24 protein-coding genes are annotated in these 26,962 nt (G+C 71.5%); 19 read left to right on the top strand and 5 right to left on the bottom strand.

Annotation, left to right across the window (positions count from 1 at the left end; translation table 11 throughout):
* Window positions 1-106: 106 nt before the first annotated feature.
* On the bottom strand, window positions 107-1,240 hold the full coding sequence (locus BC793_RS06855) for an 8-amino-7-oxononanoate synthase (protein WP_109590270.1): 1,134 nt from the start codon (window positions 1,238-1,240) through the stop codon (window positions 107-109).
* A gap of 84 nt (window positions 1,241-1,324) precedes the next feature.
* Between BC793_RS06855 and bioB the strand changes: the two genes are divergently transcribed.
* Both bioB and bsaP read left to right on the top strand, forming a co-directional pair.
* On the top strand, window positions 1,325-2,320 hold the full coding sequence (gene bioB, locus BC793_RS06850) for a biotin synthase BioB (protein WP_109590268.1): 996 nt from the start codon (window positions 1,325-1,327) through the stop codon (window positions 2,318-2,320).
* Window positions 2,320-2,496, top strand: coding sequence for a biotin synthase auxiliary protein BsaP (gene bsaP / locus BC793_RS53015; RefSeq protein WP_444978751.1), 177 nt, complete (start codon window positions 2,320-2,322; stop codon window positions 2,494-2,496). The genes bioB and bsaP overlap by 1 nt, the downstream gene beginning before the upstream one ends.
* A gap of 266 nt (window positions 2,497-2,762) precedes the next feature.
* Here bsaP and BC793_RS06845 read toward each other — a convergent pair whose 3' ends face one another.
* Together BC793_RS06845 and BC793_RS06840 are read right to left on the bottom strand one after the other, a co-directional pair.
* A complete protein-coding gene (locus tag BC793_RS06845; RefSeq protein ID WP_109590266.1) occupies window positions 2,763-3,803 on the bottom strand; it encodes a GNAT family N-acetyltransferase in 1,041 nt (346 codons plus the stop codon).
* Window positions 3,804-3,921: 118 nt separating this feature from the next.
* Entirely contained in the window at window positions 3,922-4,632 is a 711-nt protein-coding gene (locus BC793_RS06840) for an ACT domain-containing protein (protein WP_109590431.1), read from the bottom strand.
* Window positions 4,633-5,133: 501 nt separating this feature from the next.
* On the opposite strand from BC793_RS06840, the gene BC793_RS06835 reads away from it, so the two are divergent.
* The 15 genes from BC793_RS06835 to BC793_RS06765 all read left to right on the top strand — a co-directional run bounded on the left by BC793_RS06835 (window position 5,134) and on the right by BC793_RS06765 (window position 22,058).
* Entirely contained in the window at window positions 5,134-5,826 is a 693-nt protein-coding gene (locus BC793_RS06835; RefSeq protein ID WP_239169679.1) for a pyrimidine reductase family protein, read from the top strand.
* 423 nt (window positions 5,827-6,249) lie between these two features.
* Window positions 6,250-7,995, top strand: coding sequence for an ATP-binding protein (locus BC793_RS06830; RefSeq protein WP_109590264.1), 1,746 nt, complete (start codon window positions 6,250-6,252; stop codon window positions 7,993-7,995).
* Between the two features lie 20 nt (window positions 7,996-8,015).
* Window positions 8,016-9,170, top strand: coding sequence for an exonuclease SbcCD subunit D (locus BC793_RS06825; protein ID WP_109590262.1), 1,155 nt, complete (start codon window positions 8,016-8,018; stop codon window positions 9,168-9,170).
* Window positions 9,167-11,656 carry an AAA family ATPase gene (locus BC793_RS06820; protein ID WP_109590260.1) on the top strand — a complete coding sequence of 830 codons (2,490 nt, stop codon included), beginning with the start codon at window positions 9,167-9,169 and terminating at the stop codon, window positions 11,654-11,656. Before BC793_RS06825 ends, BC793_RS06820 begins: the two co-directional genes overlap by 4 nt.
* Window positions 11,653-12,624 carry a hypothetical protein gene (locus BC793_RS06815; RefSeq protein ID WP_109590258.1) on the top strand — a complete coding sequence of 324 codons (972 nt, stop codon included), beginning with the start codon at window positions 11,653-11,655 and terminating at the stop codon, window positions 12,622-12,624. Before BC793_RS06820 ends, BC793_RS06815 begins: the two co-directional genes overlap by 4 nt.
* 621 nt (window positions 12,625-13,245) lie before the next feature.
* Entirely contained in the window at window positions 13,246-13,926 is a 681-nt protein-coding gene (locus tag BC793_RS06810; RefSeq protein ID WP_109590256.1) for a sigma-70 family RNA polymerase sigma factor, read from the top strand.
* Window positions 13,923-14,699, top strand: coding sequence for a zf-HC2 domain-containing protein (locus BC793_RS06805; RefSeq protein WP_109590255.1), 777 nt, complete (start codon window positions 13,923-13,925; stop codon window positions 14,697-14,699). The genes BC793_RS06810 and BC793_RS06805 overlap by 4 nt, the downstream gene beginning before the upstream one ends.
* Before the next feature lie 222 nt (window positions 14,700-14,921).
* On the top strand, window positions 14,922-15,605 hold the full coding sequence (locus BC793_RS06800; protein WP_249037376.1) for a hypothetical protein: 684 nt from the start codon (window positions 14,922-14,924) through the stop codon (window positions 15,603-15,605).
* 38 nt (window positions 15,606-15,643) lie between these two features.
* Window positions 15,644-16,423, top strand: a complete 780-nt coding sequence (locus BC793_RS06795; RefSeq protein ID WP_109590251.1) for a DUF4142 domain-containing protein — start codon at window positions 15,644-15,646, stop codon at window positions 16,421-16,423.
* Between the two features lie 43 nt (window positions 16,424-16,466).
* On the top strand, window positions 16,467-17,672 hold the full coding sequence (locus tag BC793_RS06790; protein WP_109590249.1) for a Pecanex-like protein 1: 1,206 nt from the start codon (window positions 16,467-16,469) through the stop codon (window positions 17,670-17,672).
* Between the two features lie 248 nt (window positions 17,673-17,920).
* Window positions 17,921-18,865, top strand: coding sequence for a DNA-3-methyladenine glycosylase family protein (locus tag BC793_RS06785; protein WP_109590247.1), 945 nt, complete (start codon window positions 17,921-17,923; stop codon window positions 18,863-18,865).
* Window positions 18,866-18,922: 57 nt separating this feature from the next.
* Window positions 18,923-20,200, top strand: coding sequence for a hemolysin family protein (locus tag BC793_RS06780; protein WP_109590244.1), 1,278 nt, complete (start codon window positions 18,923-18,925; stop codon window positions 20,198-20,200).
* Window positions 20,201-20,246: 46 nt separating this feature from the next.
* Entirely contained in the window at window positions 20,247-20,813 is a 567-nt protein-coding gene (locus tag BC793_RS06775) for a GAF domain-containing protein (RefSeq protein WP_109590242.1), read from the top strand.
* A gap of 26 nt (window positions 20,814-20,839) precedes the next feature.
* Window positions 20,840-21,040: a hypothetical protein gene (locus tag BC793_RS06770; protein WP_109590240.1), complete on the top strand. Its 201-nt coding sequence runs from the start codon at window positions 20,840-20,842 to the stop codon at window positions 21,038-21,040.
* Window positions 21,041-21,143: 103 nt separating this feature from the next.
* A complete protein-coding gene (locus BC793_RS06765; protein WP_109590238.1) occupies window positions 21,144-22,058 on the top strand; it encodes a diacylglycerol/lipid kinase family protein in 915 nt (304 codons plus the stop codon).
* Here BC793_RS06765 and BC793_RS06760 read toward each other — a convergent pair.
* On the bottom strand, window positions 22,055-23,152 hold the full coding sequence (locus BC793_RS06760; RefSeq protein WP_109590236.1) for an MBL fold metallo-hydrolase: 1,098 nt from the start codon (window positions 23,150-23,152) through the stop codon (window positions 22,055-22,057). The two genes, BC793_RS06765 and BC793_RS06760, sit on opposite strands and share 4 nt — an antisense overlap.
* An 89-nt stretch (window positions 23,153-23,241) precedes the next feature.
* On the opposite strand from BC793_RS06760, the gene BC793_RS06755 reads away from it, so the two are divergent.
* Window positions 23,242-23,820, top strand: a complete 579-nt coding sequence (locus BC793_RS06755) for an LURP-one-related family protein (RefSeq protein WP_109590234.1) — start codon at window positions 23,242-23,244, stop codon at window positions 23,818-23,820.
* 11 nt (window positions 23,821-23,831) lie between these two features.
* Window positions 23,832-25,298 carry a deoxyguanosinetriphosphate triphosphohydrolase family protein gene (locus BC793_RS06750; protein ID WP_109590232.1) on the top strand — a complete coding sequence of 489 codons (1,467 nt, stop codon included), beginning with the start codon at window positions 23,832-23,834 and terminating at the stop codon, window positions 25,296-25,298.
* A 781-nt stretch (window positions 25,299-26,079) separates the two neighbouring features.
* Here the strand turns inward: BC793_RS06750 and BC793_RS06745 are convergent.
* The gene (locus BC793_RS06745) at window positions 26,080-26,802 is read right to left on the bottom strand and encodes an SDR family NAD(P)-dependent oxidoreductase (protein ID WP_109590230.1); all 723 of its coding nucleotides are present in this window, start codon (window positions 26,800-26,802) and stop codon (window positions 26,080-26,082) included.
* Between the last annotated feature and the right edge of the window lie 160 nt (window positions 26,803-26,962).

Here is a 26,962-nt window from a genome sequence, read left to right as displayed (position 1 = left end):
GGTGTGGCGACGGGAAGCCCATGACCCCCGCTGCCTCGCTCGGGACGGGGTGGCGGCGCGACCAGCGACAGACGGGGCCGGGGGGTCGCCTCAGGGGGGTCGGCGGTCATGGTGCGCACTCCAGGATCACGGTGAGGGCTCGGGCGAAAGCCTCCTCGGGGACGCCCGCGTTCACGGTCAGGCGCAGTCGCGAACTGCCGTCCGGTGTCGACGGTGGCCGGAAACAGCCCACCGCCACCCCGCGATCGCGGCAGTCGGCGGCCCAGGCCACGGCGGCCTCCGGGCCCGGTGCCGGCACCGACAGCACACCGGCCGCCGGATCACGGGCGGGCCGGCCGGCGGAGCGAAGCCCGGCCGCGAGATGGGTGCCCCGGCGCAACAGCACGGCCCGCCGGTCGTCGGCGGCACGGGCCACCTCGACGGCGGCGAGCACACCGGCGACCACGGCCGGAGGCGGGGCGGTGTCGTAGATGAAGCTGCGCCCGGTGTCGACCAGGTGCCGGACCAGCGCCGCCGGCCCGGCCACCACGCCACCGGCGCCGCCGAGTGATTTGGACAGCGTCGCGGTGACGATCACGTCGGATGCGCCGGCCAGGCCGGCGGCCGCGACCCCGCCCGCCCCGGACTCGCCGAGCAGACCGAGAGCGTGCGCGTCGTCGACGATCAGCAGCGCGCCCCGGGCCGAGGTGACCGCGTGCAGGGCGGCGAGCGGGGCGAGGTCGCCGTCGACGGAGAACACCGACTCGGTGACGACCGCGGCCCGGCCGGGGTGTGCGTCGAGCAGGGCGGCGACAGCGGCCGGGTCGTTGTGCGGGGCGACCTTCACCGGCAGGCCGGAGATCCGGCAACCGTCGATCAGGGACGCATGGTTGTACGCATCGGAGACGACCAGATCGCAGACCGCGGAGAGGGCCCGGACCACGGCCAGGTTGGCCAGGTAGCCCGAGGAGAAGACCAGCGCCGCCTCACAGCCGGTCCAGCTGGCCAGGGCGTCCTCGAGGGCGGTGTGCAGGTCCGTCGTACCCCGGACCAGGCGGGATCCGGTGGCGCCCAGACCGTACGTCTCCAGGGCCTGCCGTGCCGCCGTGATCACCTGAGGGTGATCGGAGAGGCCGAGGTAGTCGTTTCCGGCGAGATCGATGACGGTGTCGCCGGCCGTCCGCGGCCGCAGCTGACGGGTGAGCCCCGCCTTGGCCCGCTCGTGGGCCAGCCGGTCGAGCGCCTTCAACCAGTCCGCCAAGACACCCCCATTGATCACCAGACTGGCAAACTATCACCCAGCTCCGACAGTCCTACCGTGCTGGGAACTCTGTAGGGTACGGGCATGCCGAAGATCCTCGACCGGGCCCGTGCCCGGGTGCTCGACGACGGCGCCGGTCTCGACGAGGCGGGCATTCTGGAGGTCCTCCAGCTGCCCGACGAGGACCTGCCGGAGCTGCTCCAGCTTGCTCACGAAGTCCGGATGAAATGGTGCGGCCCGGAGGTCGAGGTCGAGGGCATCGTCTCGCTCAAGACCGGTGGCTGCCCCGAGGACTGTCATTTCTGCTCGCAGTCGGGCCTGTTCGCGTCCCCCGTCCGGGCTGTCTGGCTCGACATTCCCTCCCTCGTGGAGGCCGCGAAGCAGACCGCGGCCACCGGTGCGACCGAGTTCTGCATCGTCGCCGCGGTCCGCGGGCCGGACAAGCGCCTGATGGACCAGATGCGCGCCGGCGTGCAGGCGATCAAGGAGGCGGTCGACATCCAGGTCGCCGCGAGCCTCGGCATGCTCACCCAGGAGCAGGTCGACGAGCTGGCCGAGATGGGTGTGCACCGCTACAACCACAACCTGGAGACCTGCCGCTCCTACTTCCCCAATGTGGTGACCACCCACTCGTGGGAGGAGCGCTGGAGCACGCTGACCATGGTCCGGGAGTCCGGCATGGAGGTCTGCTGCGGCGGCATCCTCGGCATGGGGGAGACCCTGGAGCAGCGGGCCGAGTTCGCCGCCCAGCTGGCCGAGCTCGACCCGCACGAGGTTCCGCTCAACTTCCTGTCGCCGCGGCCGGGCACTCCGTTCGGGGACCGTCCGGTGGTCGAGGGGCGCGACGCACTGCGGGCGATCGCCGCGTTCCGGCTGGCGATGCCGCGGACCATCCTGCGTTATGCGGGCGGACGTGAGATCACCCTGGGCGATCTGGGTACGCGCGACGGCCTGCTCGGCGGCATCAACGCGATGATCGTCGGCAACTACCTGACCACGCTGGGCCGCTCGGCGACCGCTGACCTGGAGCTTCTCAAGGACCTGAAGATGCCGGTCAAGTCGCTGTCGGCGACGTTCTGATGTATTGCGATCGCTGCGGCCTCGCCGCCGCGGAGGGCGATCACGCCGCGTGTGTGACCGCCCGGCAGCTCGAACCACCGCGCTACTGCGCCGACTGCCGTCGCCGGATGAAGGTGCAGGTCGTGCCGACGGGGTGGACCGCCACCTGCGTCGAGCACGGTGAACGCCGAGGTTGAGACCCTGGGGTGACGGTGGGCGATGCCCGCCGTCACCCCACTCACCTGGTCACCTCAAGGGCGGCGGGAATCTCGGTTGCCGGGAGTCCAGGTTCCCCGAGATGGCAAGAACCCCCGAATTGTCGGGACGGTGGGCGTCCCGGTGGTCCGGAGTCCCGGGCGTCCTGGTTGCCCCGATGGCGGAAGTCCCGGTTGTCCGGGCGGTGGGCGTTCCGGTTTTCCGTAGGTGTCGGAAGTTCCGGTTGCTCGGGCGGTGGGCGTTCCGGTTATCCGGAGGTGGCGGGAGTCTCGTCGCTCACGCGCGGCCCGGCCGTCCGCAGGGTGACCGTGACCATCGCGCCGTCCCGCTCGATCGGGCCCGCGCCGACCCGCCGCAGCGTGCGCAGCATCGCGACGTTGCCGGCGCCGATGTGCGCCACCACGGCCGCGACCCCGTTCCTCTCGGCGTGCACCCGGAGCCGGCGCAGCAGCGCCGTGCCGAGGCCGCGCCGCTGCCAGTCGTCGGCCACCAGGACCCGGACCTCGCCGAGGTCACCCTCGGCCAGCAGGGTCGCCATCGCCACCACGGCGCCGCCCGGGGCGACCGCCAGCAGCGTCAGGCCGCCGGCCGGTTCCAGCAGGCGCCGCAGCCGGGCGTCGGCCGGGACGCCGGCGGGATAGCGCCGGTGCAGGGTCGCGGGGGAGCACTCGTCGTGGAACTCGCCGACGGCGGCCGCGTCATCCGGCCCGGCGGCCCGCAGCACCATCTCGGTGCCGTCCGGCAGCAGCAGCGCCACCTGCTCGCGGTGCCGCCGGTGGACCGCGGTGGCGACCTCGACCAGCGCCTGGGCCCGGGCGAACTCGGCCGGAGTGAACGCGGGCAGCGCCCGGAGCACCTCGAGCGAGCCACCGGCCGGGTCGGTCAGCGTCATCCGGCCACCGTGGAAGCCGGGTGTGTCACCGCCCCGCGGGCGCCAGCGCACCTCGGTCGCGTCGAGCAGCGTGACCAGCGACTCGCCGAGCGAATCGGGCTCGTGGACCAGCCGGCCGGCCAGGGCCAGCGACCGGGTCGGCTGATCGGCCAGCCCCTGGGCCTCGGCCCTGGCCACGAACGCGTCGCGCCCGCGGCCCTTGGCCACCGCGGCGAGCAGGTCGGCCTCGGCCAGATGGTCCGGAGCGTCCACCAGGAAGTCGTCGACCGCACCGTCCTCGGTGGTGTGCACCTGGACGGCGAGGATGTTCACCGAACGCAGAGCCAGGCTCGCGGTCAGCACCGACAGATAACCGGGGCGGTCGTCGACCGTGGCCCGAACACGCCACAACGCCATCGGGGGCACTCCTTTCCTCCGGGGGCCGGGAGCCGGAATCCGACTGCCGGCTCCTCTTAGAGTGCACCCCCGTTGTTGCGTGGGTATTGCCTGAGCTGCGAAAACCGGGTTATGACGATCACACCGGGTGGACGGCGGCGGCGGTGCCGACAGAGTCCAGCCGGCCGCCGAGGATGACGGCGGCGGCCCGGACCAACTGGGCCACCCGGTCCACCTCGGTGATGTGGAAGGCGGCGGCCGGCAGGTCGTCCTCGTCGGTCCGGGCGACGACCAGAACCAGGCCGCCGCGGCCGAACGGGGCCACCGCGAGATGCGTGCCTCCGGGCTCGGTCATCGGGCGGGCCCGCAGCGGGGTCACCTCGGGCAGGTGCAGCGGGGACGGGGCACGCCAGCTCGCGTAGGCGACGGTGGGCTCGTTGCCCCCGCCGGAGCCGCTGCGCGCCGCCCAGTCGGCGGGCACCACGGCGGCCGCGGCCCAGTCGGCGGCGAGCAGCCCCGGAACGGCGTCAACCAGCGTGGCCAGGCCGTCCACCGGGTTCGCCGCGACCTGGGCGAGCAGCTCGGCGTCGTGGCCGCCGCCGACCGGAGCTCCTATCGCCTTCCACACGCCGTCCACCTGCACGCCCGGGATGGCGGCCAGGCCGGCGAGGAGACGCTCGACCCGGGTCGCGCCGGGCCACACGACGGTGAAGTCGTCGACGGCCCGGCCGCCGAGCCGCTCCAGCACCACGACCTGGACGATGTCTGCACCGGCCACCCCGAGGGTGCGCGCGACCTGCCCGAGCGCGCCGGGACGGTCTGGCAGGGTGACTCGAACCCGCAGCAACATGTAACTCCTCCCGTCGCGACGGCCGGTGGCGCCGTCCCCGTAGAACACCCTGCCGACCTGGCGTTTCGGACCCGTTGCGCGGCCATGTCCCGGTCGTCAAGCTGGCGTGATATGCCCGGAATCACAACTCAGAGTAGAAGTTCGCGCCGGTCCGGGCGGTTCGCCGGTCGGGTGTCGGACAATGCCATCCTCCCAAAGCGGATCATTCTCCCACCATGCGGGAAGTCAACGTCCCGGCTGGCTCTCACCGCTGTCTCAGCGCCGCTGAGACAGCGGTGACGACCAGCCGGAGGCCCGGTGACGGTGACGACCAGCCCGAGTAGCGGCGACGGTGACGACCGGACGGTGACGGTGAGGGTCGGCCGGGGGTTAACGTCGAGGCATGATCTGCAAGGACTGCCGGGAGCGGCGTCACGAGGACTGCCGCGGCGTGTCCTGGTGCGACTGTCAGCACCGCACGCCCGAGCCGACCCCGCCGGTCACCGGCCCGCCCGGCCCGTGATCTTCACCCGCGACGAGCTGCTCGCCCACTATCCGCGCGCCGACGGCGCGGTCCTGCGGGCCAACTTCATCGCCAGCGCCGACGGGGCGGTGGCGGTCGACGGCGTCTCCGCGGGGCTTCAGGGTCCCGGTGACAAGGAGATCTTCGACCATTTGCGTACGATCTGCGACGCCTTGATCGTCGCGGCCGGCACGGTCCGCGCCGAACGGTACGACGCGTTACGCCTCACCGGGCCGGACCGGGCCTGGCGACTGGCCGCCGGGCTGCCCGAGTTCCCGCTGATGGTGATCGTCTCCGGCTCGCTCGACCTGGACCCGGAACAACTGATCTTCGCCGACGCCCCCGTCCGGCCGATCGTGCTCACCCATCGTGCGGCACCCGCCGACGCCCCGGTCCGCGGGGTCGCCGAGGTGATCGCGGTCGGTGACACCGAGGTCGACCTGGCCGCGGGGGTGCGGCTGCTGCACGGGCGCGGCGCGACCCGGTTGCTCTGCGAGGGCGGCCCCGGCCTGTTCGGCGCGCTGATCGCCGCCGATCTGGTGGACGAGCTGTGCCTCACGGTCGCCCCGCTGCTGGCCGGCGGCGCGGCGGGCCGCATCGCGCACGGACCGCCGACCCCGCCGCGGCGGATGTCGCTGCGGCACGCACTCACCCGGCACGACATGCTTTTCCTCCGGTACGCCCGGAATTGAACCGGAGGCATGCCCGGAACGGAGCCGGAGGCCCGAAGTGAGAGGCGGAGGCGCCAGTAGGGAGGGCGGATGCGCCCGGAGTGAGGGGCGGAGGGTGCCAGGAGCGGCGGCGGCGACGCCAGGAGTGCGAGGCGGAGGTGCCAGCAGTGGAGGTGGACGCCCCAGGAGTGCGAGGCGGAGGCGCCAGCAGTGGAGGTGGATGCGCCCGGAGTGCGAGGCGGAGGCGCGGGAGCGGCGGCGGAGACGCCGGGAGTGAGAAGCGGAGGCGCCCGGAGCCGGAGCGGACACCGATACCGGCCGATCGGTGCACATCAGGGCGCGCCTCCGCAATCAGGTCAAGATCTTGTGCATAACTCTGTGGATGGACACCAGAAGTTGTGGACAACGAAGGGCGCGGGCATTTTGTCGTACCGCTGAGGCACCATGATCCCCGTGTCTGACGAAACTTCCCCCGTCGGGCGGGTGCTCGGAACAGCGGACGCGACACCGCTGCAGTTCTGGACGGCCGTGACCCCGGGCAGCTATCTCCAGCTCGACGACGTCGTGGTGACAAGGCGCGACCTGCCGGACCGTGAGCCGGTGACGATCGCCGGCGTGGTCACCCAGGTGCGGGCCCGGCACGAGGGTGCCCAGTTCGACTCGGACGTGTTCGCCATCGCCGACGGCACGTTGCCCGCGATGGTGCAGGAGGCGGCCGAGATCACCACCACCCGCGTCGACCCGGAGCTGTATGTTCCGCCCGCTCCCGGCGCGGTCGTGCACCGGGCGACCGGCGAGGCCCGGGACGCGGCGCTGCACTTCGACCGGATGGAGCGGCGGGTCCCGATGGGCACCGGCCGGGACGGGGTGCCGGTCTTCCTCAACGCCGACTTCCTCGACGGCACCCGGGGCGCGCACGTGTCGATCTCCGGCATCTCCGGGGTGGCGACCAAGACCAGTTTCGCGACGTTCCTGCTCTACTCGGTGTTCCGGTCCGGGCAACTGGGCGCCGACGGCACCAACGCCCGGGCCCTGATCTTCAACGTCAAGGGCGAGGACCTGCTCTTCCTCGACCACCCCAACACCAAGCTCGACGACAAGACCCGCGAGGCGTATGCGCTGCTCGGTCTGCCCGCCGCACCCTTCCCGGACGTGCGGGTCTACGCACCGCCGCGGGCCGGTGACTCGTCGGGGGCGCCCGACGTGGCCAGCCGGCTCACCGGGGTCGACGCGTTCTACTGGACGCTCGCCGAGTTCTGCGAGCAGAAACTCCTGCCGTACGTGTTCGCCGACGCCGACGACGAGCGCCAGCAGTACACGATGGTCGTCCACTCGGTGACCGCCCACCTGAACCGCTACGCGGTGCCCGCCGAGGGCGGTATCAGCATCGACGGCAAGCGGATCGGCTCGTACCAGGATCTGGTCGATCACGTCGTCGAGCAGCTCACCGACGACGAGACCCGGTCCACATGGGCGGGCAGCGCGATCAACATGGGCACGGTCAACGCCTTCGCCCGCCGGCTGATCGGCAGCAAGCGCGACCTGTCCCGGCTGATCCGCGGCGACCTGGCCCAGCGTCGCCCGCACCGGATCAAGACGGCCGACAGTGCCCAGGTGACCGTGGTCGACCTGCACAACCTGCCGGACCGGGCGCAGCGGTTCGTGGTCGGTGTGACGCTGAAGACTGAGTTCGAGGAGAAGGAGAAGTCGGGCACCGGCCGGCCGCTGCTCTTCGTGGTCCTCGACGAGCTCAACAAGTACGCCCCGCGCGAGGGCTCCTCGCCGATCAAGGAGGTGCTGCTGGACATCGCCGAGCGGGGCCGTTCGCTCGGCGTGATCCTGATCGGCGCCCAGCAGACCGCCAGCGAGGTGGAGCGCCGGATCGTGACGAACTCGGCGATCCGGGTGGTCGGCCGGCTCGACCCGGCCGAGGCGTCCCGGCCGGAGTATGGCTTCCTGCCCCCGGCCATGCGCCAGCGTGCCCTGCTGGCCCGGCCGGGGACGATGTTCGTGAACCAGCCGGACATCCCGGTTCCGCTCTGTGTCGAGTTCCCGTTCCCGGCCTGGGCCACCCGCAAGTCGGAGTCCGGCCCGCCGCCGGCCGAGACGCTCCGGTCGATCGTCCAGGGCGCCGACCCGTTCGCGGTGATAGGCGGGCGTGGCTCAGCGGACGACGACATCCCGTTCTAGGCGGAGACTAAGGTTCAGCGATGCGCATCCTGCACACCTCCGACTGGCACGTCGGCAAGGTTCTCAAGGGCAAGAACCGCAACGAGGAGCACATCAAGGTTCTCGCCCAGGTCGTCGAGATCGCCCGGGCCGAGCGTCCCGACCTGGTGATCGTGGCCGGTGATCTCTACGACACCGCCGCACCGACGGCCGAGGCGACCCGGTTGGTCACCCGGGCCCTGTCCGCGTTGCGCAAGACCGGCGCGAGGGTGGTGGCGATCGGTGGCAACCACGACAACGGGGCCGCTCTCGACGCGTTGCGCCCGTGGGCGGACGCGGCCGGGATCGAGTTGCGCGGGTCGTACCCCAAGGGTGATCTTCACGATCTTCTGATCGAGGGGACGACCGAGGGCGGTGAGCGGTGGCGGCTCGTCGCGCTGCCGTTCCTCTCCCAGCGGTATGCCGTCCGGGCCGCCGAGATGTACGAGTTGACCGCCGCCGAGGCCAATCAGACCTACGCCGACCTGGTCGCCCGCCTGATCGCGAAGCTCAGTGAGCCGTTCTCGGAGCCGGGGGTGGTCAATCTGCTCACCGCCCACCTGACCATCGTCGGCGCGAGCACCGGCGGCGGGGAGCGGGAGGCGCACACCATCATGGGGTACGCGGTGCCGGCCACGGTCTTCCCGCCGAACGCCCACTACGTCGCCCTGGGCCACCTGCACCGCAACCAGACGGTGATCTCGCCGTGCCCGACCCGATACAGCGGCAGCCCGCTCGCCATCGACTTCGGCGAAGAGGAGAACGTCTGCTCGGTCGCGATCGTCGACGTCTCCACCGACCGCGCCGCCCACGTCCGGGACGTGCCGGTGACCTCGGCGCTCACCTTGCGGACCGTGCGGGGCACGCTGGAGCAGCTCGCCACGGTGAACCTTCCGGGCGCCTGGTTGCGTGTCCTGGTGCGGGAAGCGCCCCGGCCCGGCCTCCGTGAGGACGTGCAGGAGCTCCTGCCGAACGCCCTGGAGGTGCGCATCGACCCGGACATGCTGCCGCCCCGTGACGGCGCACGCAGTGCCGAGCGGGCCGGCCGGTCCCCGCGGGAGCTCTTCGGTGACTACCTGGACAGCCGCGGTAACGCCGAGGAGGGCGTTCGCGATCTCTTCGACGAGCTGTACGACGAGGTGAGCAGCAACAAATGAGGCCACTGAGGCTCGACATGGCCGGGTTCACGGTCTTCCGTGACCCGACGACCGTGGACTTCACCGACGCCGACTACTTCGCGCTGGTCGGCCCGACCGGTTCGGGCAAGTCGACCGTGCTGGACGCGATCTGCTTCGCCCTCTACGGCACCGTGCCCCGGTGGGGCGGCGCGCGGGGGATCGTCAATGCGCTCGCCCCGTCGTCGACGGAGGCCCGGGTGCGCCTGGTCTTCGAGTCGGCCGGCGACCGGTTCGTGGCGACCCGGGTGGTCCGGCGCGACGGCCGCGGCAATGTGAAGACCGCGGGAGCGGGGCTGCAGCTGATGCCGCCCGGCTTCGATGTCACCAAGCTCGACACCGGCATGGACCTGGAGGACCTGGGCGAGGTGCTGGCCGGCACCCCGGCCGAGATGGACGCCGCCGTCCTGGACGCGGTGGGTCTGCCCTACGAGCAGTTCACCAGCTGCGTGGTGCTGCCGCAGGGCCAGTTCGCCGACTTCCTGCACGCGAAACCGGCGACCCGGCAGCAGATCCTGATCAACCTGCTGGGCCTGCACGTGTACGAGGAGGTGCAGGTCAAGGCCGCCGAGCGGGGTAAGGGGGCGGAGGCCAAGCTGACCGTGGTCGAGCAGCAGCTCGGCAGTCTGGAGGATGCCACCGACGAGGCCGTCGAGCAGGCGGCCGCCCACCTGGAGCGGATGCGGGAGCTGACCGCCGCGGTGGAGGGCGCGGTACCGGAGCTGCGGGCCGCCCGCGAGGCCGAGGTGGCCGCGTCCGAGGCACGGGACGCGGTGGACGCCGAGCTGGCGGCGCTCGGCTCCGTGCGTACCCCCGCGGGGGTGACCGAGGCGACCGGCGCCGTCGCCGCGGCGAGGGAGTCGGCCGACCGGGCCGCCGTCGAGGTGCACGCGGCCGAGGAGGCCGAGGAGAAGATGCGCGGCGAGCTGACCGCGGCGGGCGACCCCGGGCAGCTGCGGGTGGCGCTGGACCGGCACACCGAGCTGGCCCGCCTGATCGAGCAGGAGGAGTGGTTCGCCGGCAAGGTGTCGGTGGCCGACGTCGAGCACCGGGACGCGCTGGCCGCCGCCGAGCTGGCGAACGCCCAGCACCTGGGCGCCCAGCAGCTGCTGGAGCAGGCCCGCCAGGACTACCGGGACGCCCAGCAGCGCGATCGTGCCACGGCGCTGCGCGGCCATCTCACCGCCGGGGGCGTCTGCCCGGTCTGCGAGCAGACGGTGGCCGTGGTGCCGGAGGTGCCGCGGGAGTCCGCGGTCCGGCTGGCCGAGCAGGCCGGCAACGTGGCCCGCGAGGAGGCGGAGTCGGCGCAGGTCCGCTGGCGCGAGCGGGACGCGATCGCCCGGAACGCGGCGTTCGACCTGGAGCGCAAACGCGGGCAGTACGAGCACCACCTGACCCGCCTCGCCGAGGTCCGCAAGGCCGTCGAAGCGCTGCCCGGGGCGGAGACGCTGCGGCAGCGACTGGCCGAGCTGGGCGCGTTGCAGCGCCGGCTCGAGGATGCCGGGACGGCGGTGCGCTCGGCGCGGGAGGCGCTGCGCACGGCACAGGCGGTGGTCCGGTCCGCCGAGGACCAGCAGCGTAAGGCGTGGCGTACGTTCGACACGGTCCGTGACGGTCTGGCCCGTTTCGGCCCGCCACCGGCCGACCGGGAGGACCTGGCCGGCGCCTGGGCCACGCTTGTCGACTGGGCCGCCGGGGAGCACGCCCGCCGGCGCACCGCCCGGGACGCCGCCGAGGCCGCGGTGGCCGTCGCGCATCAGGAGACGCTCCGCGCCCGCGCCGACATCGTCGACCTGTTCACCGCGGCCGGCGCGCCCGGCCCGGCGTCCGCGGACGAGGCCGGGCTGATCCGGGCCGCCGCGGTGACCGCCGAGCGGGCCGGGGCGGCCTGGCAGCGGCTGACCGAGCGGCGCGAGCAGGCCCGTGCCGCGCTCGAGCAGCGGGACGCGCTGCTGCGGGCGAGCCGGGTGGCGAAGTCGCTGGCCGGGCATCTGCGGGCGAACAACTTCGAGCGCTGGCTGCTGGAGGAGGCGCTCGACCTGCTGGTCGACGGCGCCTCCCGGATCCTGCGGGAGCTGACCGGCGGGCAGTACGAGCTGATGCACGAGAAGGGTGAGTTCTTCGTCGTGGACCACCACGACGCGGGGCTGCGGCGCGGCGTACGGACGCTGTCCGGCGGTGAGACGTTCCAGGCCTCGCTGGCCCTCGCCCTGGCCCTCTCCGAGCAGCTGGCCGGGATGAGCACCACCGCGGCGAGCCTGGAGTCGATCGTCCTGGACGAGGGCTTCGGCACCCTGGACGCGGCCACCCTCGACGTGGTCGCGGCGACTCTGGAGAATCTGGCGGCGCGCGGCGACCGGATGGTCGGCCTGGTCACCCACGTGCACGCGCTCGCCGAGCGGGTGCCGGTCCGGTTCGAGGTGCACAAGGACGCGCGTACCGCCCACGTGGAGAGGGTCGGCCTGTGACCAGGATGTTCGTCGACGCGTGGGACCCGTCCTACGGTGCCTCCTTTGAGGGCGACAGCGGTGGGGACGGGCCGGGTTCGTCCAGCAGTGCCCAGGTCGACGTGGACGTGGAGGTGCCGGCCGCCGAGTGGGCACCGATCGACGTGTCCCGGACGGCGACCGTGCCCGACGTGGTGTTCCTGGTCGACGGGGTGCGGCGCAACGACGCCGGGCTGTGGACCGCGGAGGAGGACGGCACCTCCTATGCGGGGCTGGCCGCGTCGTACGCCGCCGGGGTGGTCCGTTGTGATCTGGCCCGGGGCGTCGCCGAGCTGGTCGGTGCCCGGGTCTCCCGCGGTCTGTTCACGGCCAGCCCGTCGGCGACCGACGTGCAGGCCGGGTCGGTGCGCTACGAGGTGCACCGGGTCGGCGGCAACGGCGAGGCCAGCAAGCTGCCGGCCGCGGTTCAGGGCCCGCTGACGGCACTGGAGATCGAGATCTCGGCGGCCGCCCGGGACGGCGGCTCGGACGGGGCCGATCTGCTGGTGGTGGACGGTCCGCTGCGCAACCGGCGTCAGCTGCCGCGCACGATCGGCTATGTGAAGACCCAGCAGAAGCACTACCTGCCGGCCGCGCAGGAGGCCATCGTGCCCCGGTTGCGCCCGAGCCAGCGGACGCCGGTCTTCCATCTGGGCTCGGTGTGGGGCGGCTGGTCGTGGTATCTGCGGTTGCCCGGTTCGTCCGGTGCACCGTGGTCGGGCATCGTGCGGGTGGAGTGCTCACCCGAGCTGACCGCGGAGCAGGCGATCGAGCTGGCCGAGGTGTCGGTGGCGACGCTGCCGCGGTTCGCCTCGTCGGCGTACAAGGATCCACGGGCCCCGCAGAATCTGGTGCCGATCGCGGGTCTGGAGCGGCGCCTGCGGGGGATGCTCGGTGACTCCCGGGTCCTGCACCGGGCGTTGTCTCTGGCGACCAGTCACACGCGCTGAGGACACCGCTGCGTGTGCTCGTGCACACACCCTTCCCGCCAGGTGAGCCGGGGCGATCCCGCAACGGGTCGCCCCGTCCCGCCCTCTGAGACGTCGATCCGGAGGCCGGAATGCCGTCGCCGGTTCGGGTGAACGGGCCGGCCGCCTTGCGCGCAGTGACCGCGGTGATGCCCCGGGTGCCGGCGTGCGTATGGCCGCGAACTGCGGAATCGGAAATGGGAGCGCTCCCCTACGGGTGTCGCCCGAAAGGGTCCGACCGGCATCGGAGCATCCCCCGTTCGGTTCTCCCGAGCACTCATTCACCGCAGATCACGCACTTGTGACGACGCAGTGGAATCGCTTGTTCACGCTACGAGATCACGCTCTCCGCGCACAGCGAGAATTATTCTCGGGGACGTGTCCACGGTCGAATCCCACTGAGTATCATTCGCCCTTACCTGGCGTCCCAATCGGCGTTGATCAATACGGAGCGTGATCGGCGTCCGGGTTCGCCTTCCCTCTCGATCGCAGCGGAGGACCGTTGAGACCAAGTACCCCGGAAATTCTCGCCCCGGCTTTGATCCCGGCCGGGCCTCCCGGCCGTATATCGGGCGACGGGGAAAGGTCCGGGCGGAGGTATCGATGCATGCGGTGGCCGAGGATCGGCTCGCGCCGGAGAGGGTGCGCGTGATGGCACGTCAACACTCCGGTGGTAAGTGGCAGGCTCTCGACGGTGGCAACAACCGCGACGAGGGCACGGTGATCCCGCGACAGACGCCGCGGCACGAGGCCGCTCCCAACAGCACGCCGGGTCACGAGGACACACTCGTGCGGCTGTTGTATGAGGAGCACGCAGGCCCCCTGCTGATGTTCGTCCTGCGGCTGACCGGCGGTGACCGGCAGCGCGCCGAGGACATCGTGCAGGAGACGCTGCTCCGCGCCTGGCGCAACGCGCACCGGCTCGGCGCACAGGGGCAGCAGTCGCTGCGCCCGTGGCTGGTCACGGTCGCCCGGCGGATCGCCATCGACGAGCATCGCAGCGCCAATGCCCGCCCCGCCGAGACGTATGATCGGGAGCTGGAGAGTTTCCCGACCACGTCCGACGAGACCGACAAGGTCCTGCAGTCGATGACGGTGTCGGACGCACTCCGGCAGCTCAGCCATTCGCATCGGGAGATCCTCATCGAGACGTACTTCCGCGGCCGGACCGTCCCGGAGGCGGCCGAGGCGCTGAACCTGCCGCTCGGCACGGCCAAGTCGCGGGTCTACTACGCGCTGCGTGCTCTGCGCACGGCGCTGCAGCAGCGGGGGGTGACGGAATGACGCAGGACCAGCACTACGACGTCGCGTCCTACGCCCTGGGCATTCTGGACGACCGCGACGCGGCCCGGTTCGAGGACCACCTCATCGACTGCGCGCAGTGCGCGTACGAGCTGGAGTCGTTCGTCGAGGTGGCGGACGTCCTGGCGACCGTCGACGGGGAGGCCTTCGAGGCCGCCGAGCGTGCCGAGCGTGACGGCGCGGTGCTGAACCAGATGCTGCGCGAGGTCGGCGCGGAGCGGCAGCGGGCCAACAGCCGCCGGCTCTACTCGCTGGCCGCCGCCGTGGTGGTCTTCGCGATGCTGTCCATCGGCGCGCTCTTCGCCGGCGGCCAGTGGCTCGCGCCGGACGGCAACAGCCCGTCGGGTACGGGTACCCCGGTCGAGGCGGGCAGCCAGCTCGACCCGTTGCCGGCGGCCGGTGTGGCCATCGGTGGCACGAAGCTGCCCGGTGAGAACTACACCGCCGTCGACACGCGGACCGGGGTGAGCGCCGTGGTCGGCCTCCTGAAGAAGGACTGGGGCACCCAGGTCTCCTTCGCGGTCTCCGGGGTCACCGGGCCGAAGGAGTGCGCCCTGTTCCTGGTCCGCCGGGACGGCACCTCGGAGAAGGTCGCGGCCTGGACGGTCGGCAAGACCGGCTGGGGCACCGCTGCCAACCCGACCCCGCTGATGCTCCAGGCGGTCACCTCCACCCCGCCGGCGGACATCGCCCACGTGCAGGTGCAGGAGATCACCGCGAGTGGTGCGGGCGAGACTCTGGTTCGCGTTCCGTAACCCTACGAACACGTAAATGGCCCGGTCGCTCGTCGACCGGGCCATTTTTCGCATCCGGGGTCCGTGTTTTACGTGCCGGACGTCCGGAAGGTTCAACCGAAAAATCATTGATTTGATCCACCCGAATGTTCAACCGTCTTGAACCGCCCTCCGTACTACTGGCCGGAAATGCCAGAGCCATGAAATCAGCTGGAGGGCCCCGTGGCACCGGAGAAGCGGAAGTTGAAGGTTCTCGGCGCGTCGTTGGTGGCGGCGATCGCACTGACAGGATGTGCCCCGGCCGGATTCGAATCCGCCGACTACGGCAACGCCGCTGAGCCGGCGTCCAACGATGTGGTGGCCACGCCGGGCGCGACCGCCGGCGCGGAGCCGGAGACGGACCCGAGCGCGGAGGCGACCGCAGAGGCCGCCCCGGGTGAGGCGAACACCCCCGAGATCAGCGACGAGGTCGCCACCAACGAGCTCAACGCCGCCAAGGTTCCCCGCATGGGCACCACGGTCCAGGACGAGAACGGCTTCGTCCTCTACCGCTTCGACAAGGACGAGGACAGCCCGGCCAAGTCGAACTGCAACGGCGACTGCGCCAAGATCTGGCCGCCCGTGATCAGCAACGACGGCGAGCCGAAGCTGAAGGGCGTCGACGAGTCGCTCGTCGGGACGGTCACCCGGGCGGACGGCACCAAGCAGCTCACCCTGAAGGGCTGGCCGCTCTACCGCTACATCGGCGACAAGAAGGCCGGTCAGTGGAAGGGCCAGAACGTCAGCGGCACCTGGTTCGTGATCCAGCCGAACGGCACCAAGAACCTGACCTGCCTGCCTGCGGTCTCCAAGCCGGTCGCCCCGCCCGCCGACTCCTCCGGTGACGCCGGTGGCGACGCGGACGCGGGCGGCGACTACAGCTACTGACCCGACACAGGCACCGGAAAGGTTGGAGGAGGAGATACATGAGGACCCGCCGGATCCCCCGTTGGCTGGTCGCCACGCTGGCGCTGTCCCTGGCGTTCATGGTGACGCCGGCCGGAATGGCACGCGCCGCCGATAACCCCGTCCCCGTGCCGCCGAACACCGGACTCACCGACAACGGCACCGGCGTGATCAGCGCCGCGGACCGTGACTTCGTGGTCAAGGTGCGGCTTGCCGGCCTCTGGGAGATCCCGGCCGGGAACATGGCCGCGGAGAAGTCGCAGAACCCGGTCGTCAAGAAGGTCGGCGCGGAGATCGCCAAGCAGCACGAGTCGCTCGACGCCCTGGACCGCGCGGTCGCCGCGAAACTCGGCATCATGCTGCCGAACGGGCCCAACGGCACTCAGGAGGCCTGGCTGAACGAGATGCGGACCGCCGCGACCCCGCAGGAGTTCGATCAGATCTTCATCGACCGGCTGCGGGCCGCGCACGGCGCCATCTTCCCGGCGATCGCCACGATCCGCGGCACCACCCGCAACGACTCGGTCCGCAAGCTCGCGCAGCAGACCAACCAGTTCGTGATGACGCACATGACGCTGCTGGAGAGCAGCGGCATCGTCGATTACGCCGCACTGCCGACGGCTCCGGCGCCGGCGGCGGCCGCGGGCCAGGGCCCTGTGCCCATCGACAACCAGATGCTGGTTGCCGCCACCGAGGGCCAGGACGTGCCCGGCCTCAGCAACACCGTGATCCTGTTGGTCCTCGCTGCCGCACTGGTGGTCGGGGTCGTCACCACCATGCGCATCTTCCGCGCACGGTAGGTCAAATCTCGCCCGCCCACGGCGACAGAGAAAGGTGTCACCCATGCGAAGGTCCAAGTACCGGCGCGCCAACTCCCCGGCGTGGTTCAGCGGTCGGCGCCGCATAGTCGTCGTCGCCGCTGCCGCCCTGGCCGCGTTCGGTGGCGTCGTGACCGTCACGCAGATCTCCAGTGCCGGCACCAAGAACCAGAACAATGCCGGCACGAATTCTGCGCTGGCGTCCTGCGACAAGCTGCAGGCTCCGGCTCGGTCGCGTCTGTCCACTCAGACGCGGAAGGGTACCTACACCACGAACAACGGCCGGGTCACGCAGCACGCGGACGACGGCGCCGGCGACGTGGCGACGACTGCCCAGCTCCAGGCCCGGTGTCGGGAGTGGGTCACGAACAACGTGGCCAACGCCGAGACGCTGGCCCGCCGTGGTGGCAACAACAACGGCGGCAACAACGGCGGTAACAACAACGGCGGCAACAACACTGGCGGCAACCAGGGCAACACTGGTGGCAACCAGGGCAACAACGGCGGCAACGCCAGCGCCGCGCCGAGCCAGGCCGTTCCCTCCGCGCCGGCCGGCAACGGCGGCAACAACGGTGGGAACAACAACGGCGGTAACAACACCGGTGGCAACCAGGGCAACACTGGTGGCAACCAGGGCAACAACGGTGGCAACAACGGCGGCGGAGCCGTCACGCCGCCGCCTGGCGCCGGCCTCGGCATCCTCACCAACAGCTGTGAGACCTCCGACCTGGAGGACCACGACGGTTTCCAGAAGGGCAACCGGTGTGTCTCGACCGAGTTCGGTGAGGTCGGCGCGGCCGCGAACAACCCGACCCTGCTGATCACGAACGCTCCCCGCCAGGTGAACCGGAACCAGCCGTTCACCCTCCAGGTCAGCACCCGCAACCTGATCCGTGACCGGTTCCTCGCGGCCGGCCAGGGCGGTTACTACGTGGAGTCGAGCGTGCTCCAGGGCGGCCTGGTCCGCGGTCACTTCCACACCGCGTGCCGGATCCTGGACAACCGCAACGCCGCCCCCGCCCCGGACCCGGTCCCGGCGTTCTTCGTCGCGACCGAGGACAGCCGTGGTGGTGCCCAGCCGGACACCGTCGCCATCCAGGTGCCGGGCCTGCCCCAGTCGGGCGAGTTCCAGTGCTCCTCGTGGGCGGGTGACGGCTCGCACCGTATCCCGATGATGGAGCGCGCCAACCAGACGCCGGCCTTCGACTCGGTTCGCGTCCGGGTCCGCTGACCGGCACGACCACCGACTGCGGAACCGTCGCCGTTCCGCCGGCGCTGAACCGGTCCGGGTTCGTGAGAACCCGGCCGGGCCCCCCATCAGCGCCGGTGGGCGTCCTTCCCCCTGCCGGACGCCGGCGGCGGTACCGCACAGGGTGACCGGACCTTTCTCGGGTGTCCGGTCACGGCCCGATGGCCCTGACCCCGGAGCATGGTCAGGGCCATCGGCGTGCCCGCGTCCGGCCAGGATGTGTGGCCGGGATGAGGAGCCCGGCGAGGGGCCCTGAGTGGCATAGTTGCGCGGTGACCGTGACCCGCCGGCTGAGACCACCGGAGCGGTATGCCTTCGGCCGCTCGGTGCGCCCGCTGCTCGTGCCGAAACACGATCCGTGTGGCGTGCTCCGCGAGGACGGGTTCTGGCTGGCCATGCGGACGCCGGAGGGCCCGGCCACCCTGCATCTGGCCCGGTCCGCCGCAGAGATCGTCGCGACCGGCCACGGTCCGGGTGCGAGCTGGGCCGCCGACCGCGCGGACGCGGTCGCCGGACTCCGCGACGACGTGAGCGGTCTCCCGGCGCTGGCGGCGCGGCATCCGCTGGTCGAGCGCCTGGCGAAGACCTTCTCGGGGGTACGCCTACCCGCGACCGGCCTGGTCTTCCCCCGCCTGTTGCGCGCGATCCTGGAGCAGAAGGTCACCGGTAAGGAGGCGCACCGGTCGTACCGTGCGGTCTGCCGGCACTTCGGTGAGCCCGCGCCCGGCCCGGTCGATCTGGTCCTGCCTCCGGACCCGGCCGCCGTGGCGGCCACCCCCTACTGGGTGTTCCATCCGTTCGGGGTGGAGCAGCGCCGCACCCAGGCCCTGCTGCGTGCCGCCCTGGTCGCCGACCGGCTGGAGGCGTGTGCGGACGCGGCCGGGGCGACGGCCCGGATGACCGCCCTGCCGGGGATCGGCCCGTGGACCGCCGCCGAGACGGTACGCCTCTCCCACGGTGATGCGGACGCGGTGAGTGTCGGCGACTTCCACATCCCGAACACGGTGGCGTTCGCGCTGGCCGGTGAGGCGCGCGGCACCGACGAGCGGATGCTGGAGCTGCTGGAGCCGTTTCGCGGGCATCGTGGCCGGGTCTGCGATCTGCTCGCGATGGGCGGCATCAGCGCTCCCAAGTTCGGTCCCCGGATGCCGCTGCGGTCGTTCTCCCGGTTCTGACGCGTTCAGCTCGCTAAATTGTTCGGGATTGTGTGATTTGTCCCGAAAGGCGTAGTGATGGATGGCCTCGGTGTGCCGATCCTCCTGGTGTTCCTCCTCATCCTGCTGAACGCCGTCTTCACCGGCAGCGAGATGGCCGTCATCTCGCTGCGCGAGGCGCAGGTGCAGCGCCTGGAGCGGGAGTCCCGGACCGGGCGGATCGTGGCCCGGCTGACCCGGGACTCCAACCGGTTCCTGTCCACCATCCAGATCGGTATCACCCTGGGCGGCATGCTCGCCTCCGCCGTCGTCGCGATCTACCTGGCCCCGTCGGTCGAGGCGTGGTTCGGCTTCCTCGGCAGCTGGGCCAGGTCGACCAGCACCGTCCTGACCACCACGGTGCTGACCTTCGTCACCCTGGTGCTCGGGGAGCTGGCGCCGAAGCGGATCGCCATGCAGAAGGCCGAGGGCTGGGCGCTGCTCATGGCCCGCCCGCTCGACCTGTTGGCGCAGATCTCCCGCCCGGCCGTCTGGCTGCTGGGGCGATCCACCGACGGGGTGGTCCGGCTGGCCGGCGTCGACCCGCACGTCCAGCGCGACGAGGTCACCCCCGAGGAGATCCGTGACATGGTCGCCGCCCAGCAGGAGTTCTCCGCCGAGCAGCGGAGCATCATCTCCGGGGCGTTCGAGATCGCCGACCGGATCCTGCGCGAGATCCTGGTGCCGCGCCGCGACGTGCTCTCGCTGCCCAGTGGCCGGCCCGCCGCCGAGGCCCTGCGCGCGCTGATCGACGGCGGGCACTCCCGAGCCCCGGTGATCGGCCCGGCCGGGCTCGACGACGTGATCGGCGTGGTGCATCTGCGCGACCTGGTCGGGGCGGCCGGGCCGGTGGACGAGGTGGCCCGGCCCCCGCTGTTCCTGCCGGAGACGCTGCGGGTCTCCGACGCCCTCAAACAGCTGCGAGCCGAACGCCAGCCGCTCGCCCTGGTCGTCGACGAGCGCGGGGCCATCGACGGCATCGTCACCATCGAGGATTTGGTCGAGGAGATCGTCGGGGAGATCTACGACGAGACCGACCGGGACGTGGCGGCGACCGTACGCGAACCCGACGGCGCCCTGCTGATGCCCGGCTCGTTCCCCGTCCACGACCTGCCGGACGTCGGTTTCCAGGGCCATCACCAGGAGGAGGGTGACTACACCACGATCGCCGGGATGGTGCTGGCCAGGCTCGGGCACATCCCGACCGGGCCGGGGGAGGTGGTGACCCTGCCCGAGTTCACCGCCGAGGTGACCGAGGTGACCGGGCGGGCCATCACCGAGGTACGGGTCCGGGCCCTCCCGGAGGACACCGACTGACGATCTGTGCGACATTTTCTCCGGTTCCGGGAATAGGCTGCCGTCCATGACAGAGTCGTCGAACGCCTACGAGTATCTGGACAACGTGGACCCCCGGGAGCAGGCCCGGCTCGAGGCGGTGCGCCGGTACCGACTGGTCGATCAGCCGGTCGAGGACGCGTACGACCGGATCGCCTTCGTGGCCGGCGCCCTCTTCGGCACGCCGATCGCGACGGTCTCCCTGGTCGAGCGGGACCGGGTGTGGCTGGCCGCCTGCCAGGGGCTGGCCGGCGTACGCGAGGTCGGCAAGGAGCCCGGCCTGTGTGCCTCAGTGATCGCCCAGGACGACGTCTACGTGATCAACAACGCGGCCGTCGACCCGCGTACCCTGGAACACCCGCTGGTCCGGGGCGAGCTGGGCCTGCGGTTCTACGCCGCCGCGCCGATCCGCACCCACGACGGCTACCGCCTCGGCACCGTCAACGTGATCGACAGCGTGCCGCGGGAGGCGAACCCGCGCCAGCTCACCGCGCTCCAGCATCTGGCCTCGATCGTCGCCGACGAGCTGGAGCTGCGGCTGATGGTGATCCGCAGCGCCGCCGCCGAACAACGTATGCGGGAAACCGTGAACTGATCACGCCTGGTGGGTAGTACGAAGGCATGATCTGGAACCTCCTTCGCAGAATCGTGCTGACCGCGGTCCTCGTCCCGCTCGGTGTGGCGGGTGCTCGCAAGCTCGGCGACGCCGTGGAGCGCCGCCGTGGCCCGAACAACCGTGCCTCGCGCCTGCTCCGGCAGGGCGCCGACACCGCGCAGACCCTGTTCGGCCGCAAGAAGCGGCGTCGTTTCGGCTTCCGCTGAGTGCCGGTCGCGGCTGGTTCCCACCGCTGTCTCCGCCGCGCCGAGGCGGCGGTGAGAACCAGCCGGGTTTCGGGATCTCCCCGGACCGGGTAACGGCGGCGACATGCGAACCCCCCGTACGATCGCCGTCGTCGCCCACCGTCGCAAGACCCTCGGTGGCGGACTCGACGAGCTGCGCCGGCTGCTGACCGGCCGCGACGTCGAGAAGCTGCTCTGGTTCGAGGTCCCGAAGAGCCGTAAGGCGCCGAAGGAGGTCCGCAAGGCCGTCCGGGCCGGCGTCGACCTGCTCGTGGTCTGGGGTGGCGACGGCATGGTGCAGCGCACCCTCGACGTCCTCGCCCAGGAGAAGGGCGGGTCGAAGATCCCGGTCGCGATCATGCCGGCCGGCACGGGCAACCTGCTCGCCGGCAACCTGGGTGTGCCCACCGACCTGGCGAAGGCCGTCGACATCGCCTTCACCGGCGAACGCCACCGCTTCGACCTGGGCCGGCTCGACGGGGAGCACTTCGCGGTGATGGCCGGCGTCGGATTCGACGGCGCGATGATCAAGGACGCCGACGGCGCGCTCAAGGACCGTCTCGGCAAGCTCGCCTACGTCTGGACCGGCCTGCGCCACGTCAACGGCGAGGCGCCGCACGCCACCATCCGGATCGACGGCAACGACTGGTTCGACGGTGAGGCCAGCTGCGTGCTGATCGGCAACGTCGGCACCATCACCGGCGGCATCCACGCCTTCGACGACGCCGTCCCCGACGACGGCTGGCTCGACGTCGGCGTCGCCACCGCGCAGAACGCCCTCCAGTGGGCCCGCGCGCTCGGCACCATGGCGGTCAGCCGCTCGGACCACTCGCCGTTCGTCCGCACCACCCGGGCCCGGCGCATCGACGTCACCCTGGCCTCGAAACTCGAGTACGAACTGGACGGCGGAGCCCGCGCCAAGACGAAGAAGTTCACCGCCGAGGTCGTCCCCGCCGCCGTCCAGATCTGCGTCCCCCGCGCGGACCCCGCGGCGAGCTAGCTGATCTGCTGCCACCAGCCGTCGACCGGCGGCGGATTGTCGACGTCGACCCGCTCACCCGGCCGCGGCACCGCCAGCGTCACATCCCGTGCCTTCGCCTCCCGCCAGGTCCGGTCGGCCGGCTCCGCCCAGTCGTGCAGGGCCAGGTTGAAGGTCGCCCAGTGCACCGGGATCAGCAGCCCGCCGCGCACGTCGACGTGGGTGGCGACACCGTCCTCCGGCGTCATGTGGATGTCCGGCCAGCCGTCGCCGTACGCCCCGATCTGCACCAGCGTGGCGTCGAACGGGCCGAACTCGTCGCCGATCTCCGCGAATCCCGGGAAGTAGCCGGTGTCACCGGAGTAGAACACCTTCCGGGTCGGCCCGTTGATCACCCAACTGGCCCAGAGCGTCTCGTCCCGGGACAGACCGCGGCCGGAGAAGTGCCGCGCCGGCGTCGCCACGAACTCCACCCCGGCGACCGTGGCCCGCTCGTTCCAGTCCAGCTCGACGATCCGGCCCACCGGCACGCCCCACCGCTCCAGGTGCGCGCCGACACCCAGTGGCACCAGGAACTTCGCGGCCTGCAGATCGGCCAGCGTCTGGATGGTCGCCATGTCCAGGTGGTCGTAGTGGTCGTGGGAGATCACCACGGCGTCGATCGGGGGCAGATCGCGCAGCGCCACCGGCGGCTCGTGCAGCCGCCGCGGGCCAGCCAGCCGGGACGGCGAACAGCGGTCGCTCCACACCGGGTCGAGCAGGACCCGGCGGCCCTCGATCTCGATCAGGGCGGAGGAATGCCCGTACCAGGTGATGTGAAGTCCCTGCGCGTCGCCGCCCGGAGCCGGCGTGACGAGCGGAACCGGAAGATGCGGCCGCCGCGCCTCGCGGCCGGTCGCCGCCGCCACCGCGAGCCGCGGCATCGACGCCGCGGTGACCTCGGTGGCCGGCACCGTGTTGCGGAATCTGCCGCCGGAATACTGTGGCGACGACTCGACCCGGGCCCGGCGGGAGCCGGAGGCCCGGGCGCCCAGCTGCGCGGGAATGTCGCGGGCCGCCCACACCGCCGCGGCGGCCAGCCCCAGTGTCATCACGGTACGCGTTCGTTTCGCCATGGGTTCCAGTCTGGCCTGCCACGGTTCGCCACGGCCACCGCTGCCCTCAGCATTGCCTCAGCAAGTGACCGGTATGACACACTGCCGCGGTGACGCAAGACACCCTTCAGCAGCAGACACACCTCATCGTGCGTCAGCGCATCCGCCTCATGGTCAACCAGTATGAGGTCCACGCCGTCTCCCCGACCGGAGACGAAGCCGGCATCCTCGCGTTCGCCCAGCAGAAGCGGCTGGCGTTCAAGGAGCAGGTGACCCTCTACACCGACGACACCAAGCAGTACCCGGTGCTCGGTTTCAAGGCCCGCCAGGTCATCGACCTCGGTGCCACATACGACGTCTTCGACGCGAACGGGCAGCCCATCGGCCTGTTCCGGAAGAACTTCGCGGCCTCCCTGCTGCGGTCCAGCTGGATCGTCGAGCAGCCCGGCTACGCCGAGATCGCCGGGCAGGAGCGCAACCCGTGGGTCGCGGTGCTGCGCCGGTTCATCGACTACCTGTCGTGGCTGCCGTACCACTTCGACTTCACCATCCAGGGCCGGCCGGCCTTCTCGGTGGTGCGCAAGTGGGGGCTGCGGGACACGTACCAGGTGAGCATCCACGACCAGTACCTGGACCGCCGTCTCGTCGTGGCGATGGCCGTCGCGCTGGACGCCCTGCAGAGTCGGTAGATTCTGCGGGCATGGACGACCCACGTGCCCAGCGCCTCTTCGGTGACAGTCTGGTGGCCCCCGGAGATCTGGCGCAGAGCCCGTTCCGGGTCGACCGGGACCGGATCGTCAGCTCGCCGTTCCTGGCCCGTCTCGCCGGGGTCACCCAGGTGATCAGCCCCGGTGGGGCGGGACTGCTCGTGCACAACCGCCTCACCCACAGCCTCAAGGTCGCGCAGGTGGGCCGGGCCGTCGCCGAACGCCTCCGGGCCGCCGACCCCGATCTGTCGGAGAAACTCGGCGGCTGCGACCCGGACGTCGTCGAAGCCGCGGCCCTCGCCCACGACCTCGGCCACCCGCCGTTCGGGCACCTCGGCGAACGGGTCCTCGACCGGCTCGCCCGGCACCGGCTCGGACTGTCCGACGGTTTCGAGGGCAACGCCCAGTCGTACCGGATCGTCACCAGCACCGAGATCGGCGGCCAGGCCACCATCGGGCTCAACCTGACGAACGCGGTCCGGGCCGCCATCCTCAAATACCCGTGGACCCGGCTCACCCATCCCGACCCGCACCCGCGCTTCATGGACCCGCCGCCGCGCGGTGCCGCCGTCGTCCCCGACGACCCGGACGGCGGCTCCCTCAAGTTCGGCGCCTACTCCACCGAGATCGCCGACGTCCGCGCCGCACGTGCCCCGTTCGCCGGCCGCGTCGCCGACTGGCAGCAGACGCTCGAGGCCTCGGTGATGGACGCCGCCGACGACATCGCCTACGCCATCCACGATCTCGAGGACGTGCACCGGGTCGGTGTCCTCCAGCAGGGCCTGGTCGCCACCGAACTGATGGCGTGGCAGCGCTGGCGCAGCGAGTCCGACCTCAACCGCGCCGGCGGCGCCATCGAGTCCCTGCGCCGCACCCTGCGCCGCAAGGAGAGCTGGATCGCCGACGACGAGGCCTTCGCCGACGCCGTCGAACTCGTCCGCGCCGAACTCGTCGACGGCCTCCTCGCCCGCCCCTTCGACGGTTCCCTCGAAGCGGAGGCCCGGGTCGCCGCCTTCTCCGCCAACTGGACCCGCCGCCTCGTCGACGCCGTCGAACTCGTCGGCCAGCCCGCCGTCCGCAGCAGCCACGCCCAGCTGTCCCGCGCCCAGTGGCACGAGGTGCAGATCCTCAAGTTCGTGCAGAACCGGTTCGTCCTCGAACGCCCCGACCTCGCCCTCCACCAGCGTGGGCAGGCCCGCCTCCTGGCGTCCCTGGTCGAAGCCCTGATCTCCTGGCTCACCGACCCCGACGAGGCCCAGCGCCTCCCACGCCGCCTCCGCGACCTGGTCGAACTCGCCGAGAACGAACTCCCGCCCGGCACCCCCGACCGCCTCTCCCGGGCCCGCGGCCGCGCCGTCGTCGATTTCGTCGCCGGCCTCACCGACAGCCAGGCCGTCGGCTTGATGGAGGCACTGTCGGGCCGCTCCCGCCAACTCTGGACCGACGCCTTCGTCCTCTGACCCGCCGGGCCCCCGCCCACCGCAGCCGGTCCGGGACGCGCTCACTTCCCGGATCCGGTCCGCTCCGGCCGATACTTCCCCCGGCTGCGCATTCCCTCCTGCTGACCACGCCTTCCTTGTACGAGCCATCCAGCCCCCACCGAATCGACCCGGTCTCGTCAGGTCCGGCGCGACAGGCTGCCCACTCCAGGCCTCCACCGCGACCGCCGGCCGTATGCGACGGTCACCGGCCCACCCCTACCCGTCGATCTTGGCCAGCTGGCCCTCAACGCCGTCCCAGACCCCCCGAACCAGCGGCGCCAACCAGCCGAAGCCCGCCAGCTGGCCGCCACCGCTGTTTCGGGTGTCTTGAAGCAGCGGTGGGGGCCAGCCGGGGTGTGCCGGCTGGCTGTCACCGCTGTTTCGGAGGGCTTAAGACAGCGGTGGGGACCAGCCGAAGTGCGCCGGCTGGCTGTCACCGTTGTTTCAGACGTCTTGAGGCAGCGGTGAGGGCCAGCCGGGGTGGGCTGGATGGTTGTGGCCGCTGTTTCGGGTGTCTTGAGGCAGCGGTGAGGGCCAGCCGGGGTGGGCTGGCTGGTTGTGGCCGCTGTTTCGGAGGGCTTGAGGCAGCGGTGGGGACCAGCCGGTTGCCACCGGATATGCCCGGCGGGCGCGGTGGAGGGCTGGAGTGGGCAGCCACGTCGCGTGGGAGCCACGTGACGTGTGGCTGCGGTTGGGGGCGCGTGCGGCGTACCAGAGGCGGGTGTATGGACCGCGAAGCCGCCGCCGAGGCCGGGCCGGGTCAGATCAGGAAGCCGCCGCCCGCGTGGAGGTTCTGGCCGGTCATCCAGGCGGAGTCGGGGCCGGCGAGGAAGGCGATGACGGCGGCGATGTCCGGTGGGGTGCCGAGGCGCTGGAGGGCGGTCATGCCGGCGGCCCGTTCCAGGCCTTCGGGGGTGTTGACGGAGCGCAGCATGTCGGTGTCGGTGGCGCCGGGCGAGACGGTGTTGACCGTGATGCGGCGGGGGCCGAGTTCGCGGGCGGCGACCTTGGTGATCTGTTCGAGGGCGGCCTTGCTCGCGCTGTAGAGGGCGCCGCCGGGAGCCGGTAGGGCGGTGTTGATGCTGGAGAGGTTGATGATCCGGCCGCCGTCACGTAACAGCGGAATCGCTGCCTGCATGGCGAATGCCGGGAATTTCGTGTTGATGGTGAGCACCCGGTCGAAGTCTTCGAAGGTGATCTCGGCGAGCGTTCTGGCGAAGGCGATCCCAGCGTTGTTGACCAGGATGTCCAAGCCGTCACGGACCGGTTCGAAGATCGCCGGCAGGGTGCCGAGGTCGGCCTGATCGCAGCGGACCGCCTCCGCGCCGGTCGCGGCGGTGAGCGACGCGGCCTCGGCCTCCGCCGAGTGGTAGGTGAACACGACCCGGGCGCCGTCGGCGGTCAGGCGCTCGACGACGGCCCGGCCGATGCCGCGCGAGCCGCCGGTGACGAGGGCGGTCTTCCCGCTGAGTGAAAGCGTCATACCCGTCGATGCTAGGCGGGCCGGGAGAGATCTGCGGGGGTCTCGCGTGGGCGAGCGGGGAGAGATCTGCGGGCGTCTCGCGTGGGCCGCGGGAAGGGGGGTCTCGGGTGGGCCGGGGGAAGGCAGGTCTCGGGTGGGCCGGGGGAAGGGGTCTCGGGTG

Source organism: Actinoplanes xinjiangensis, assembly GCF_003148685.1.
Taxonomy (GTDB): Bacteria; Actinomycetota; Actinomycetes; order Mycobacteriales; family Micromonosporaceae; genus Actinoplanes; species Actinoplanes xinjiangensis.
The sequence above is the reverse complement of the archived record's forward strand: the minus strand, read 5'-3'. Positions and strand labels throughout refer to the sequence as shown.